Origin of the sequence: Nocardioides sp. TRM66260-LWL (genome assembly GCF_020075545.1) — a bacterium.
Classification (GTDB): domain Bacteria; phylum Actinomycetota; class Actinomycetes; order Propionibacteriales; family Nocardioidaceae; genus Nocardioides.
On record NZ_JAIQZK010000003.1, the window covers coordinates 209,138 to 223,642 of the forward strand.

The 14,505-nt window shown below is 76.6% G+C and carries 13 protein-coding genes; 8 read left to right on the forward strand and 5 right to left on the reverse strand.

Going from position 1 to position 14,505, the window contains the following annotated elements:
* Positions 1–96 precede the first annotated feature (96 nt).
* The gene (gene mshD / locus K8Z61_RS10280) at positions 97–930 is read right to left on the reverse strand and encodes a mycothiol synthase (protein WP_224129146.1); all 834 of its coding nucleotides are present in this window, start codon (positions 928–930) and stop codon (positions 97–99) included.
* A 91-nt stretch (positions 931–1,021) separates the two neighbouring features.
* A complete protein-coding gene (locus K8Z61_RS10285) occupies positions 1,022–1,762 on the reverse strand; it encodes a response regulator transcription factor (RefSeq protein WP_224129148.1) in 741 nt (246 codons plus the stop codon).
* A 90-nt stretch (positions 1,763–1,852) separates the two neighbouring features.
* On the opposite strand from K8Z61_RS10285, the gene K8Z61_RS10290 reads away from it, so the two are divergent.
* Positions 1,853–2,143, forward strand: coding sequence for a MoaD/ThiS family protein (locus K8Z61_RS10290; RefSeq protein WP_224129150.1), 291 nt, complete (start codon positions 1,853–1,855; stop codon positions 2,141–2,143).
* Between the two features lie 249 nt (positions 2,144–2,392).
* Positions 2,393–2,917, forward strand: coding sequence for a thioredoxin family protein (locus K8Z61_RS10295; RefSeq protein WP_224129152.1), 525 nt, complete (start codon positions 2,393–2,395; stop codon positions 2,915–2,917).
* Between the two features lie 3 nt (positions 2,918–2,920).
* Here the strand turns inward: K8Z61_RS10295 and K8Z61_RS10300 are convergent, their stop codons facing one another.
* Together K8Z61_RS10300 and K8Z61_RS10305 are read right to left on the reverse strand one after the other, a co-directional pair.
* Complete coding sequence (locus K8Z61_RS10300; RefSeq protein WP_224129154.1) at positions 2,921–5,503, reverse strand: hypothetical protein; 2,583 nt, start codon at positions 5,501–5,503, stop codon at positions 2,921–2,923.
* A 100-nt stretch (positions 5,504–5,603) separates the two neighbouring features.
* Positions 5,604–6,710 (reverse strand): GDP-mannose 4,6-dehydratase, encoded by a 1,107-nt coding sequence (locus K8Z61_RS10305; protein ID WP_224129156.1) that lies wholly within the window; start codon positions 6,708–6,710, stop codon positions 5,604–5,606.
* A gap of 198 nt (positions 6,711–6,908) precedes the next feature.
* Here K8Z61_RS10305 and K8Z61_RS10310 point away from each other — a divergent pair, with 198 nt between their 5' ends.
* The 6 genes from K8Z61_RS10310 (at position 6,909) to K8Z61_RS10335 (ending at position 13,156) form a co-directional block, all read left to right on the forward strand.
* Entirely contained in the window at positions 6,909–7,337 is a 429-nt protein-coding gene (locus tag K8Z61_RS10310; protein WP_224129158.1) for a hypothetical protein, read from the forward strand.
* An 87-nt stretch (positions 7,338–7,424) separates the two neighbouring features.
* The gene (locus K8Z61_RS10315; RefSeq protein WP_224129160.1) at positions 7,425–9,215 is read left to right on the forward strand and encodes a DUF4012 domain-containing protein; all 1,791 of its coding nucleotides are present in this window, start codon (positions 7,425–7,427) and stop codon (positions 9,213–9,215) included.
* Positions 9,216–9,295: 80 nt separating this feature from the next.
* A complete protein-coding gene (gene gmd, locus K8Z61_RS10320; protein ID WP_224129162.1) occupies positions 9,296–10,366 on the forward strand; it encodes a GDP-mannose 4,6-dehydratase in 1,071 nt (356 codons plus the stop codon).
* Positions 10,363–11,325, forward strand: a complete 963-nt coding sequence (locus tag K8Z61_RS10325; protein ID WP_224129164.1) for a GDP-L-fucose synthase — start codon at positions 10,363–10,365, stop codon at positions 11,323–11,325. Before gmd ends, K8Z61_RS10325 begins: the two co-directional genes overlap by 4 nt.
* The gene (locus K8Z61_RS10330) at positions 11,322–12,497 is read left to right on the forward strand and encodes a glycosyltransferase (protein WP_224129166.1); all 1,176 of its coding nucleotides are present in this window, start codon (positions 11,322–11,324) and stop codon (positions 12,495–12,497) included. Before K8Z61_RS10325 ends, K8Z61_RS10330 begins: the two co-directional genes overlap by 4 nt.
* The gene (locus tag K8Z61_RS10335; protein ID WP_224129168.1) at positions 12,494–13,156 is read left to right on the forward strand and encodes a hypothetical protein; all 663 of its coding nucleotides are present in this window, start codon (positions 12,494–12,496) and stop codon (positions 13,154–13,156) included. Before K8Z61_RS10330 ends, K8Z61_RS10335 begins: the two co-directional genes overlap by 4 nt.
* Here K8Z61_RS10335 and K8Z61_RS10340 read toward each other — a convergent pair.
* Positions 13,128–14,360, reverse strand: a complete 1,233-nt coding sequence (locus K8Z61_RS10340) for a glycosyltransferase (RefSeq protein ID WP_224129170.1) — start codon at positions 14,358–14,360, stop codon at positions 13,128–13,130. The two genes, K8Z61_RS10335 and K8Z61_RS10340, sit on opposite strands and share 29 nt — an antisense overlap.
* Positions 14,361–14,505: the final 145 nt, after the last annotated feature.

The following is a 14,505-nucleotide window of genomic DNA, read 5'->3' on the forward strand; positions in this document are numbered from 1 at the left end:
GTCAGGTGAAGTTTCCCCTGACAACGTCCAGTTCTCCCTGACCAGTCGCGACGCGTGGGGCGCGTGGGACTTGGCCGGCTCGCTCGACCGCGATCGTCAGCGACGCCGGTACATGACGTGGGTGTCGCGGACGTGGTGCTCGAAGCCGAGCCGCCGGTAGACCGCGATCGCCGCGGCGTTGTCGGACTCGACGTACAGCAGGATCTCGCGCGCCCCGCCGTCGCGCAGGTGGTGGAGTCCGGCGAGGGTCAGGACGCCACCGAGGCCGCGTCCCTGCGCCTCGGGTGCCAGCCCGACGACGTAGACCTCGCCGAGAGCCGCGGAGTGGCGCTTGGTCCAGTGGAAGCCGAGCAGCTGCCCGGGCGCGTCGGCCGGGGCGGCGACGAGCAGCCCGGCGGGGTCGAACCAGGGCTCGGCCATCCGCTCGGCGAGCTCGTCGACGTCCATCGAGCCCTGCTCGGGGTGGTGGGCGAACGCGGCGGCGTTGACCCGCAGCAGCTCGTCGCGATCGGACGGCTCGTAGCCGCGGACGACGACGCCGTCCGGCACGGCGACCGGCGGCAGCGCGACGTCGGGTCGGCGCATGACCCACAGCTCGCGCACGACGTCCCAGCCCGCCGACGCCGCGAGCACGCGGGCCGCCGGGTGGTCGGCATGGGACCACGCGAGCGTGGGTGCGTCGGCGTCGGTCGCGGTCGCCAGGAGGGCCCGGCCGAGTCCGCGTCCGCGGTGCTCCGGGTGCACCACCAGCGCCAGCTCGCCGTCGTGGACCGCCGCCACGCCCGCGTCCGGCCTGTCGGCGGTGACGTGCAGCGAGACGGCGTCGGGATGGCGGCGGAGCAGTCGCCAGGTGGCCTCGTCGAGCGGGGCGACGCCGTCGGCCTCCTCGGCGGCGGCGGCGAGGTGCTGGAGGGCGTCGAGGGTGGTCATGACAGGCAGAACCGATCGATGACGCGCGATGTTTCGCCCGTCATCGATCAGTTTCCCCGGTCGACCGGGGAAACCGACGGGGCCGCCGGCCTCACGCGTCCTGCGGAACAGCGGCCTCGGTGAGCCGCGCGTCGGCCTCGGCGGTCTTCTCCTTGGCGGGCAGCACGAACCGGTAGCCGACGTTGCGCACCGTGCCGATGAGAGTCTCGTTCTCGGGGCCGAGCTTGGCGCGCAGGCGGCGGACGTGGACGTCGACGGTGCGGGTGCCGCCGAAGTAGTCGTAGCCCCAGACCTCCTGCAGCAGCTGCTGGCGGGTGAAGACCCGGCCGGGGTGCTGGGCGAGGAACTTGAGCAGCTCGAACTCCTTGAAGGTGAGGTCGAGCGGGCGGCCGCCGATCTTCGCGGTGTAGGTGGCGTCGTCGACGACGACCTCGCCGGAGCGGATGACGTGGGCCTCGGGGTCGGCGGCCTCGCGCTTGGCGGCGAGCCGACCGATGGCGAGCTTGATGCGGGCCTCGAGCTCGGCAGGGCCGCAGGTGTGGAGGACGACGTCGTCCATGCCCCAGTCGTGGTGGACGACGGCGAGGCCGCCCTCGGTGACGATCAGGACGACGGGCACGTCGGTGCCGGTGGTGCGGATCAGGCGGCACAGGTCGCGCGCGTGCGCGAGGTCCTGGCGGCCGTCGACGAGCAGCAGGTCGGAGTCGGGGGCCTCGAGCAGGGCCGAGCCCTCGGCGGGCAGGATGCGGACCTGGTGGCCCAGGAGGGCGAGGCCCGGCAGGACCTCGGCGGACGGCTGCAGCGCGCTGGTGAGCAGGAGCAGGGTGCTCATGACGGGTCTCCTCCCGGTTCAGGGTGGCTACCGAAACGCAACGCTGGGCCCCGGTCTGGTGCTGTGGATGGAACAGTAGGAAACGTGGCGGTGACTTTGGAAGGTTCCAACGGCTTTGAGACCGAATTCATCCGAATTCGTTACTGGGCCGCGGCGAAGGCGGCGGCCGGGGTCGCCGAGGAGCGCCTGGAGGTGTCTGGACCAGTGACGCTCGCCGAGGTGCGCCGACGGGTCGTCGAGGGACGTCCGGCGCTGGCGTCCGTGCTCGCGGTCTGCTCGGTGCTGGTCGACGACGAGCCGGCGGGGTCGCGCGACCCGGCGGAGGTCGGCGTGGCCCCGGGGCGCAGCGTCGAGTTCCTGCCGCCGTTCGCCGGCGGCTGAGCCGGGCGGGCTGGCCTCAGAGGCCGGCGCGCCGGTTGCTCTCGCGCAGTGCCCTGCCGACGACCGAGGCGGCCACGAGCGCGAGCGGGGGCCAGGCGAGGGCGGCCGTGATGAGCAGGGCGGACATGGGGACCTCTCCGTCGGGGCGGGCGGAGCGACGCCGGGTCGGCGTCGGCGCGGCTGGCGGGCTGCGGGAGGTGTTCGGAGCACCCCGGGAATCGGATGCCGCGGCCCCCCGTTGAACGTGGCGTGTCCACCTCCGCCGCCGTCCTGCCCCTGGTGTCGCTCTCGCCGGGCCCGGTCATCGCGCTCGTCGCGGTGGTGCTGGCCCTCGGGTTCGGGCTCTACCGCGCCGCCACCGACGGACGGTTCCGCGGGACCCGCACCCTGCCGGCGCAGTCCGAGGCGACCGAGGCGGCCGCCCCGGTCGCGGACCAGGCTGCCGATCAGGCCGCGACCGACGTCGGCGCCCTCGTCCGGGCCGCCCTGCCGCAGGAGGCGCTGGGCGAGCGGGCGACCCTGCTGCAGTTCTCCTCCGCCTTCTGCGCGCCGTGCCGGGCCACCCGACGGGTGCTGACGGAGGTCGCCGAGCTGGTGCCGGGCGTGCGTCACGTCGAGGTCGACGCCGAGTCGCAGCTGCAGCTCGTGCGCGACCTCGGGGTGCTGCGCACGCCGACCACGATCGTCCTGGACGGCTCCGGCGTCGAGCGGCTGCGGGCCGCAGGCGCGCCGCGCCGGGAGGCGGTGCTGGCCGGGCTCGAGCAGATCCTCTGACGGTCAGACGTCGGAGCGTCGCTCCCGGATCTCCTCGGTGAGCTCGTGGGGGTCGACCATCGAGGGGTCGATCACGAACGCCGGCAGGCTGCGACGCAGGAAGTGCACCCGCCAGCCGCGCTCGCCCGGCTCGCCGTGCATCTGGATGCGCGTGTGCTCGGAGGAGAGGTCGAAGGAGCGCCGGGCGCCCTTCGCGACGACGTGCAGCACGTCGCCCTCGAGCCACAGCCGGGGGCGCTCGCCGCGCAGGCGCGTCCACAGGCCCGCGCTCACCGCGGCGATCAGCATCGCTGCGCCGGACGGCACGCTCAGCAGGTCGCCGGTGACGGCCAGGTAGGTGAAGGCGCCGAAGCCGAGCACCACGGCGAGCAGCAGCAGCGCGCCCCGCAGGTCGAAGGGCCGGCGCAGCTCCACCCGCTCGAGGCTCTCCTCGCGCCGGGGGCGGGGACGCTCGCTCGACGAGCGAGCGGCCGCCTCGCGGGGTGCGCCCGAGCGCGAGCCGCGGCTCAGCGGCGGCAGGTCGGGCGGCGTCGGGCGTGCGTCGGCCACCCGGGCGGACGGCGTCGGGCTCGGAGCGGCCGCGGATCCGGCGTCGGCCGTCGGGGCGTCCTCGCGGGCGGTGGCGCCGGGACGACGGGGGGCGGCGGGCTCGAGGCCGGCGCTCCACTCGATCGGCTCCTCGCCGGCCGAGCGTCCTGACGTGCGTCCGGCCGCCGGGGCGGACGCCCGCGGCAGCACCGAGTTCGGGGTCGCGACCGGCGTCACGGGCGCCACCGGCGCGACCGGGGGCAGCTCGGCAGCGGGTGCGGCCGGTGACGGCGGGGTGGCGTCCGGCGCGACCGGGCGCTCGACGGCGGGACGGCGCAGCGGCCCGCGTCGCCCCGCGGGCGTCGTCGGCGCGGAGCCGCCGGCGGTGGCCTCCAGGAGGGCGGCCCGGGCCTCCTCCAGCTCGAGGGCCAGCTCGGCGGCGCGGGCCTCGGCCTCGGCGCGCTGGCGGGTGGCGCGCTCGGCGAGCTCCGCGTGCTGGGCGATGGCGAGGTCGAGGCGCTCACGGCCCGCGCTGGCACGGGCGGCGGCCTCCTCGGCGGCGGCGCGCGCCTCCAGGGCCGCCGTGGCGGCCTCGGCGGCGATCCGCGCCCGCTCCTCGGCCTCGACCCGCGCGCGCTGGGCGTCGGCGGCGTCGTCGAGCAGCGAGCGGACGCTCTCCTCGACGCGGCCGCGCGCCTCCGCGCTGGCCTCGGCGCGGCGCAGGGCGTCGGCGGCGCGCCGCTCGGCGTCGGCGAGGGCGTCGGTGGTCTGGCGGGCCTGCTCGGTGGCGCGGGCCAGCGCGGCGTCGGCCTCCCGGCGGGCTTCGTGCGCGGCGGTGAGGCCGGACGCGAGCTCGGTGGAGCGGCGGTGCGCCGTGACGGCCGACTCCTGCGCCTCGCGGGCGGTGCGGGCCTGGTCGGCGGCGGCCCGCTCGGCCACCTCGCGCTCCTGCTGGGCGGCGAGGAGCTGCTCGGCGGTGCGGGCGAGCTCGTCCTCGACCCGGCGGCGGGCCTCGGCGGCGCGCTCGGCGGCCTCGGCCTGACGCTGCGCGGCGGCATCGGCGGCGGTGCGGGCGGCGGCCTGGTGCGCGGCGGCGTCCTCGGCGGCCTGACGGGCCACGGCCGCCCGGGCGGCGGCCTCCTCGGCGATGGTGCGGGCCTGGAGGGCCTGCGCGGCCTGACGCGCGTGCTCCTCGGCGGCGACGTCGGCCTGCACGCGGGAGGCGTGCACCGCGGCGAGCTCGGCGGCACGGTCGGCGGCCACCCGCTCGGCCTCCGCGCGGGCCTGGGCCTGGTCGGCCGCGTGGCGCTCGGCCTCGACGCGGGCGGCGGCCTGCTCGGCGGCGCGGGCCTCGGCCTGGCGCAGCGCCTCGCGGGCCTCCTGCAGCTCGCGCGGGTCGGGATCGACGGGGCGGGCCGGGACCGGTGCCGGGGCGAGCGGGGCGACCGGAGGCGGCAGCACGCTCTCGCTGCGCACCGGCGCGTCGGGGGCCGACGCCCGGCTCGGCACGACGCGCGCCGGGGTCTCGGCAGGCTCGACCACCGCGGCCCGGGGCTCGGCGACCGCGGCCCTGGGCTCGCCCGTCTCCGCCAGCGGCGGCTCGACCGGCTCGGCCGCCGACGCCTCGGGTGCCGGTCGCGGGTCGACGCCGCGGGCGCGGCGACGGGCGACGATCTCGGCCTGGGCGCGGGCGACCGGGTCGCCTCCGCGCGGGGCGGGCGGCTCGACCGGAGCAGGACCCGCGGGCTCGGAGGTCGTCCCGAGGGCGGCCTCGGGCGCCGCGGCGGCGTCGGAGCCCCGGCGTCGCCGGCGGGGCACCTCGCGGCCGCGGCGGCGACCGGGCTCGCGCTCGGTGGTCACGGCCGGCGTCTCGCCGGTCTCGTCGGCGAAGAGCGTGGCGCGGGCCTCGGCGATCGGGTCGAGCCGGGTCGTGCGGGTCGGCGGCAGGCTCGCCGGGGCGCCGGACTCCTCGGCCTGCATGAGGACGGCGCGTGCCTCGGCGATCGGGTCCAGGCGGGTCCGCTCGGGCTCGTCGGGGTTTGGGGGCGCGCTGCTCATGGGACGACGCTAGACCAGCCCTCCGTCGGGCGAGGCACGAATCCGTCCCTTGAGGCCTCCGTCATGCCCGCCCAGACGCGGGACGCGCCGGCGGTCGACCTCAGTCCGGGGCCCCCGCGGGGGCGAGGGCGGGCAGGTCGAGCAGCGCGGGATCCTCCTCGACCCCGGTGCGCAGGCGGCGCAGGTCGACGCGCACCATCCGCTCGACCTCGGCGCGCAGCGGGACGGTCGGTCGCCACCCGAGGACCGCCTCGGCGCGGCTGGCGTCCCCGCACACGCCGGTGACGTCGCGGGGCCGTGCGGTGTCCGGGCCGCCGACGACCAGGGCGGCGTCCGTGCGGCCGCCGGAGGTGTCCACGGACTCGCGCGCGGCGGCGTCGGCCGCCCACTCCGCGATCTCGCCGAGCGTGTGGGCCCGGCCGGTGGCGACGACGAGGTCCTCGGTGCGCTCGACGGCGGCCGCGGCCGCGAAGGCGCGCATCAGGTCGGGGGCGGACCCCCAGTCGCGGGCCACCGAGGGATCGCGGACCGCCACGACCTCGCGGCGTCCGAGCGCGCGCTCCGCGCTCTGCCGGACGATCTGGCGCAGCACGAAGCGCGGCGCGTGCAGCGGGCTCGTGTGACCGAAGAGCACCAGGCTGGTGGCGTCGAGGCCCCGCGACCTCGCGGCGACGACGGCCTCGTGCGCGCGGGCCTTGGCCTCGCCGTAGGGGGAGACGGGGCGCAGCGGGCTGTGCTCGTCGAGCAGCGCGCCGGGGACGGCGGCGCCGAAGATCTCCGAGCTCGACGCGAAGAGCAGGCGCGGGGCGCGGCCGTGCCGCTGGGCGTGCTCCTCCAGCCGGGCGAGCATCCGCACGACCGCACGGTGGTTGACCTCGTCGGTGAGGTCGCGCTGCTGCCAGGAGTCGCCGACGGAGCTGAGCGCCGCGAGGTGGTGGACGACGTCGGGCAGGTGCTGCTCGAGCAGCTGCGCGAACGTGGCGTCGTCGCGCACGTCGAGCGCGGCCAGCCGCAGGCGGTCGGACCGGGGCAGGTGCACCAGGTGGGGCGAGCGGTGCTCCGGCAGCCAGGTGCCGACGACGACGTGCCCGGCGGCGTGCAGCGCGCGGGCCAGGTGGACGCCGTCCTGTCCCGTCACGCCCGTGACGAGGTGGACCGACGCCGGGAGCCGGGCGTCGGCGCTCGACGGGGTCCGCTGCTGCCACATGGAGGCGGACCCTACGGCACCGCCGCGCGGGCCCCCCGAGCGTCCGATCGGCGGCCCGGTCCGTGCGCGTTCCCCCCGGAGCAGGTGTCTCACCCGTCCAGGCTGCGGCGTTCCTGCACGCGGGACCTGCCCGCTGTGGTTTCCTTGGCCGCAGTGTCCGTCCGAGGCCCCCCGGCCTCACCTCCCCGGGAGCACCCCATGAAGAAGATCCTCGCGGCCCTGTCGGTCGTGCTCATGCTCGTCGCCGGCGTCTTCGCGACCGCGGGCACCGCCACCGCGGCGGACCCCTACCCGGGCCCGGGCGCCAAGACCGAGCTGTTCCTGAAGCCGCTGTCCTCGCCGAAGCCCGGCAAGGCGTTCCGCATCGGTGCCAGCGTCATCGCCCGGGCGGCCAGCCCGAGCCGCCCGAACGGCGTCCTGACCGTCTCGGTCGTCCGTGACGGCGCCAAGGCCAAGGCCTCGGCCACCTCCTTCAGCGGTCGCGTCGTCATCCGCCAGGGCCGCGGCTACATCCGCGTGCCGGCCCTCGCGAGCGGCAGCTACACCGTCCGCGCGACGTTCTCGCCGTCGAACAAGACCCGCTACCAGCGCGCCAGCGCCGCCCTGGTCATCCGGGTCTCCCGCTGATCCACCTCGTCGAGCCCCGGTCCGCGTGACGCGGACCGGGGCTCGTTCGTCCTGCCCGCACCACGCCCCGCCAGGAGCAGTCGCGCCATGAGCCAGTCCGAGCCGGCACCGTCCTCCGACTCCCCGGCCGACGTCGCCGCCCGTCGCGGTCGTCGGCGCCGCCTGCTGCGGGTCCTGCTCGTCGCGGTCGTGCTCGTCGGCGCGTGGGCGGCGTGGACCGGCTGGCTGGCCTGGACGGCCCGCGGCGACCTGACCAGCGCGAGCGCCGACGCCCAGCGGCTGCGGGCGGCCGTCACCTCCGGTGACCGGGGGGCCGCCGACGCCGCCGCCGCCGACCTGCGCGGCCACACCCGCGGCGCCGCGGACGCGACCGGGGGCTGGGCGTGGGGCCTCGCGACCCTGCTGCCGCGCTACGGCGACGACGCCGCGGCGGTGCGAGCCGCCAGCCGCGCCCTCGCCGGCCTCGCCGAGGACGGCGTGCCCGGCCTGCTGAAGGCCTCGGACGGCGTCGACGCGCTGACCCCGCGCGACGGCCGGATCGACGTCGAGGCCCTCACCGCGCTGCGCCCGCCCGTGGCCGACGGCGCGGCCGCCGCGCGGGCGGCCGCCGCCGACCTCGACGGCGTCGCCTCCGGCGGGCTCGTGCCGGCGCTGCGGGGGCGGTTCGACGAGCTGCGCACCCAGGTCGACGACCTGCGCAGCGGTCTCGACGCCGCCGATCGCGCGCTGGGCGTCCTGCCCGGCCTGCTCGGCGGCGACGGCCAGCGCCGGTACCTGCTGGTCTTCCAGAACAACGCCGAGATCCGAGCGACCGGCGGCCTCCCCGGGGCCGTGGCGGTCCTCGACGCCGACCGGGGCCGGATCTCGCTCGGCCCCCAGGTCGCCGGGCGCGAGGTGGGCGGGGCGGACCAGCGGATCTCCCGCGCCGAGGCCGCGGTCTTCGGCCCCCAGATGGGCCAGTACTTCCTCGACGCCGGCTTCACCCCCGACTTCCCGCGGGCCGCGCAGCTGATGCGCGATCGCTGGCTCGCCGCCCGCGGCGGCCGGATCGACGGCGTGGTCGCCCTCGACGCCGTCACGACCGCCGGCCTGCTGCGCGCCACCGGGCCGGTCGACGTCGAGGGCGTGCGGCTCGACGCCGACAACGCGGTCGACGAGCTGCTCGCCGGCGTCTACCGCCGCTTCCCCGACCCCGACCGCCAGGACGCCTTCTTCCAGGGCGTCACGAGCGCGGTCTTCGCGAAGATCACCTCCGGTCAGGTCGACGCGCGGCGGCTCGTCGAGTCGCTGGCCGACGCGGCCGGGGACGGCCGGCTGCTCGTGGCGTCGCAGGACGAGCAGGAGCAGCAGGTGCTCGCGGCCGCGGCGGTCGGGGGCGACCTGGCCCGCGGCCCGCACCGCGACGACGTCGTCGTGGCCCTCAACGACGCCACCGGCGCCAAGATGTCGACCTACCTGCGCACCTCGATGCGGCTGCGCCCGCAGACCTGCGCCGACGGCGTCCGCACGCTGCGCGGCTCGGTGCGGCTCACCTCGATCGCGCCGGCCGACGCGGGCCGCTCGCTGCCGTCCTACGTCACCGGCGGGGGAGCCTTCGACGTCACGCCCGGGAACCAGGTCGTCCGCGTGCACCTGCTCGCGCCGCCGGGACGCACGCTGGAGCGCGTCACCATCGACCGCACCGTGCGCGAGGTGCCGCCGGTCGAGCTCGACGGACGCTCGACGACGACGCTCTTCATCGAGCTGCGTCCGGGGCAGACCACGACGGTCTCCTACGACCTCCCGGGCGCGGCCGACGCGCCCGCGACCCGCGCAGTGGTGACCCCCGGCGTCGCCGGCGCGACCTCCACCGCCGCGTACGCGGGCACCTGCGGCTGACGCCCCGCGGCCACCTCCCCACCGATCCCGTTCCGCCGAACCCTCCCCGCAACCCTCCCCGACCCTGTGAGGATCTCCCCGTGACCCCGAACGCCTCCCCGCCGCCCGCCGGCTCCACCGCCCCGCGCCGCGCGCTCGTCACGGGCATCACCGGGCAGGACGGGTCGTACCTGGCCGAGCTGCTGCTGGCGAAGGGGTACGAGGTGCACGGGCTGATCCGGCGGGCCTCGACCTTCAACACCTCCCGGATCGACCACCTCTACGTCGACCCGCACGACGACGACGCCCGGCTGTTCCTGCACTACGCCGATCTGACCGACGGCTCCCGGCTCGCGGCGCTGGTCAGCGAGATCCGGCCCGACGAGGTGTACAACCTGGCGGCGCAGTCGCACGTGCGGGTGTCCTTCGACGAGCCCGAGCACACCGCCGACGTGACCGGCAGCGGCACGGTGCGGATGCTCGAGGCGGTGCGGCAGTCCGGCGTCGACGCGCGGTTCTACCAGGCGTCCTCGAGCGAGCTCTACGGCTCCACGCAGCCCCCGCAGAGCGAGACGACCCCGTTCCACCCTCGCTCGCCGTACGCGGCGGCGAAGCTCTACAGCTACTGGATCACGAAGAACTACCGCGAGGCGTACGGGATGTTCGCGGTGAACGGGATCCTGTTCAACCACGAGTCGCCGCGGCGGGGCGAGACGTTCGTGACCCGCAAGATCACCCGCGCGGTGGCGGCGATCAAGGCGGGGCGTCAGCAGCACCTGTACATGGGCAACCTGGACGCGGTGCGCGACTGGGGGTACGCCGCGGAGTACGTCGAGGGCATGTGGCGGATGCTCCAGGTCGACGAGCCGGACGACTTCGTGCTGGCCACGGGGGTGGGCATCACGGTGCGGGAGTTCCTGGAGATCAGCTTCGGTCACGTGGGCCTGGACTGGGAGGAGCACGTGCGGTTCGACGAGCGGTACCTGCGGCCCACCGAGGTCGATGCGCTGATCGGGGACCCGTCCAAGGCGCGGGAGGGGCTGGGCTGGGAGGCGAGCGTGGACGGTCGGGCGCTGGCGCGGCTGATGGTCGAGGCCGACGTCGAGGCGCTGGAGCACGAGGGCCGGCCGTGGGTCGACCGCGTCCGGCTGCCCAGCTGGGGCACCGCGTGAGCACCCCGCTGGACCGCTCGGCGCCGTTCTACGTCGCCGGCCACCGCGGCCTGGTGGGCAGCGCGCTGTGGCGCACCCTCGAGGCCGCGGGGTTCGAGCGGCTGATCGGCCGCACGTCCGCCGAGCTCGACCTGCGCGACCGACGCGCGGTGTTCGCGTTCTTCGCCGAGCAGCGCCCGCGGCACGTGGCGCTGGCCGCGGCGAAGGTCGGCGGCATCGCCGCGAACGCCGCCTACCCGGTGGAGTTCCTCTCCGAGAACCTGCAGATCCAGACGAACGTCATGGACGCCGCGCTCGAGCACGGCGTCGAGCGGCTGCTGTTCCTGGGCTCCTCGTGCATCTACCCGCGGCTCGCGCCCCAGCCGCTGCGGGAGGAGTACCTGCTCACCGGGCCGCTGGAGCCGACCAACGACGCCTACGCGATCGCGAAGATCGCCGGCATCCTCGGGGTGCAGGCGGTGCGCCGCCAGCACGGGCTGCGCTGGATCTCCGCGATGCCGACCAACCTCTACGGCCCCGGCGACAACTTCTCGCCCACCGGCTCGCACGTGCTGCCGGCGCTGATCCGCCGCTACGACGAGGCCGTCCGCACCGGGGCCCGGGTCGTGGAGAACTGGGGCACCGGCACGCCGCGGCGCGAGTTCCTGCACGTCGACGACATGGCCGAGGCCTGCCTGTTCCTGCTCGAGCACTACGACGGCGACGCGCAGGTCAACGTCGGGGTGGGCAGCGACGTGACGATCCGCGAGATCGCCGAGGTCGTCGCCGAGCTGGTCGGCTACGACGGCGAGGTGCGCTGGGACGACACCAAGCCCGACGGCACGCCGCAGAAGCTGATGGACGTCTCGCTCCTGAACGGCCTCGGCTGGCGGGCGCGCATCGACCTGCGCACCGGGCTGGAGAGCACCATCGCCTGGTACCGGCAGCAGGTGGAGCGCGGGGAGCTGCTCCGCGCATGAGCCTGCGCGTCGTCGTCCTCGGCAACTACGGGCCGGACGCCCAGCAGAGCATGCGTCGCTTCGCGGACTGGCTGGTGGAGGCGGCCCGGGCGAGCGGGGCCGAGGTCGAGCTGCGCGTCCCGCCGGCGATCGCCGGGCGGGGAGCGGCCGAGGGGTCGGCGCGGCACAAGTGGGGCGGGTGGCTCGACAAGCTCGTCGTCTTCCCGCTGCTGCTGCTCCTGCGCCGCCCGCTCGACGCGGCGTCCGATCGGCTGCGCGGCCGTCGGACCGTTCACCACGTCGCGGACCACTCCAACGCGCCCTGGCTGGCGGTGCTGCCCGCGGATCGGTCGGTGATCACCTGCCACGACGTGCTCGCGATCGCCGGCGCGCTCGGCGACGCCGACGCGCACTGCCCGGCCTCGCGCACCGGCGTGTGGCTGCAGCGGTGGATCCTGCGGCACCTGGGCCGGGCCCGCCGGGTCGTGTGCGTCTCCGCGGCCACCCTGGCCGGTCTCGAGCGGCTCGCCCCGGCGTCCGCCGTGGGGCCCGTGACGCGGGTCGTCGTGCCCAACGCGCTCAACGCCCCCTTCGCGCCGCCGGAGCCGGCCGCCGCAGGGGAGCTGCTCGCCGCGCGCGGGCTGCCCCGGCTGGCGGAGGCGCCCTACGTGCTGCACGTCGGCTCGGCGCTGGAGCGGAAGAACCGGCAGCTGGTCGTCCGCCTGCTGGCGGCGGGCTGGGACGGCGACGCGGTGCTCGCGGGACGTCCGATCGAGCCCGCGCTGCGTGCACTGGCCGAGGAGCTGGACGTCGCGGATCGGCTGCACGAGCTCGTCGATCCCACCCACGACGAGCTGGTCGCCGCCTACGGCCTGGCGCACGCGCTGGTCTTCCCGTCCTACGCCGAGGGCTTCGGGTGGCCCGTGGCCGAGGCGCAGGCCTGCGGGACGCCGGTGGTCGCGAGCAGCCGGCCGCCCATGCCCGAGGTCGGAGGACCCGACGCGCGCTACGCCGACCCGGACGACGTCGCCGGCTTCGCCGCCCACCTGCAGGCGCTGCGCGAGCCCGGGGCCCGTGCCGCCCAGGCGGCCGCCGGTCTGGCCAACGTGCGCCGCTTCGCCGACGCGGACGTCCGCGCCGCCTATCGTGACGTGCACCGGGCCGCGGCGGCCGGACGGGAGGGGGCGGCGTGATCTGGCGTGTGCTCGCGGCCGTCGGGCCCTGGTGGTGGCGGCGCCTGCTGCTCACCCGGCTGCTCGGCTACGAGATCCACCCGACCGCCCGCATCGGGCTCGCGTGGTTCTACCCGCGGCACCTGGTGATGGGCCCCGGGGCGCGCGTCGGCCACCTCAACGTCGCGGTGCACCTCGACGAGGTGCGGCTCGGCGAGAACGCCACCATCGGCCGCTCGAACTGGGTCACCGGCTTCCCGAGCGGCACGGACTCCGCGCACTTCCGACACCAGCCCGAGCGCCGCTCGACGCTGGTGGTGGGCGCCGAGAGCGCGATCACCAAGGGCCACCACCTCGACTGCACGAGCCCGATCGAGATCGGGTCGTTCGTCACGGTCGCCGGCTACCGCAGCGAGCTGCTGACCCACTCGATCGACATCGAGGCCGGACGCCAGCACAGCGCGCCGATCCGCATCGGCGACCGCTCCTTCGTCGGCACCGGCTGCCTGCTCCTCGGCGGCGCGACCCTGCCCGAGCGCAGCGTGCTCGCGGCGCGCTCGGTGCTCACCGAGGCGTTCGACGAGCCCCTCGGGCTGTACGGCGGCCAGCCGGCCCGGCGGCTCAAGGACATCCCGCCCGACGCGGGCTACCTCACCCGGACGCGCGGCTTCGTCGACTGAGGTCGATCGCGGTGCGCAGGGCGTCGGCGGCCGGCGCCGCCACCCGGTCCCAGGCCAGCGCCTCGAGGGCCCCGCGCACGCGGGCGACCCGCTCGACCTCCGCGTCCGGGTCGACCACCGAGGCGGCCTCGACGAGGGCGGCCCACGCGGCGGGGTCGCGCCCGTCGCCGGCCGTCGAGCCGAGGACGCAGGCGTCCGCGGGCAGGAACTCCGCCGCGCCGGTCGTGTCGGCGCACACCAGGTGGGCGCCGAGGGCGGCGCCCTCCATCGGCGCGTAGCCGAAGGACTCGATCGACGGGGCCAGGAGCACCGAGCTGCGCAGGTAGAGCTCGGTCAGCGCCTCGCGGCCGAGGATGCCGTGGTGGGTGACGAACGGCTTGGTGGCCAGCCAGTCGAGCACGCGCGGCGAGGACGGGCCGGCGACGTGCAGGTGGAAGGGGGCGCCGAGCCGCTCGACGGCCGCCACCGCGAGGTCGATGCCCTTGTAGGCGTCGGTGCGGCCGACGTAGGCGATGCGATGCCGCTCGCGCGCGGGCCGTCGGTCCGCGGGCGGCAGCGGGGGCGGGGTCGGCACGCCGAGCGGCGTGACGACGACGCGCTCGGGCGCGAAGCCGCGCTCGAGGAACGAGCGGCGGGCGACGTCGGAGTAGACCACGATCAGGTGGGCCCGCTCGTACTCCTCGGCGAGCACGTCGGCCACCGGGTCGGGCTTGTCGACGTGCGGGAAGTCGCCGACCGCGCCGGGGTCCCCCTCCAGCGCCGCGTGGTGCAGGTGGCGGCGCTCACACACCGCGACGCCGTCGAAGCCGGACCGCAGCGTCTCGACGCCGAGGCACTCGGCGAACTGGAACAGGTCCGGACGCGTGCCGCGCACCACGCGGGCCACCCGGCGCGACTGCGCCAGCACCGAGCGGCGGTAGGTGCGCGCCGGGTCGAGTCGGCCGGTGCGGGCGCTGAGCGGCAGCAGGAACTGGGCCGCGCCGAGCCCGTGGACGTCCACGCCCGCCGGCTGCTCGACCACCCGGCGCTCTAGCAGGGCCCGCGCGCGCGGCGGCAGCGCGCGGGCCCGGCGCAGCTGCGCCGGGGTGACCTCGAACCGGCGCACCAGTGCGACGTCGTCGCACAGCGCGCCCATGGCCTCGAGCACGTGCCGGTAGTGGAAGACGTTGGTGGCGTAGAGGCCGCGCAGCGGCTCGCTCGTCATGACGCTCCGGTTCGGCTCGGGGAGGGATCGCCCCAGGGTAGGGCCGGCGATGCCCGGTCGGCGCCGATTCGACGGACCGTCCGCGCTCGTCGCCGGACCGTGGGAGCCTGACCCCTGCTCCTCCCCGGTCGTCCACAGGAACGCC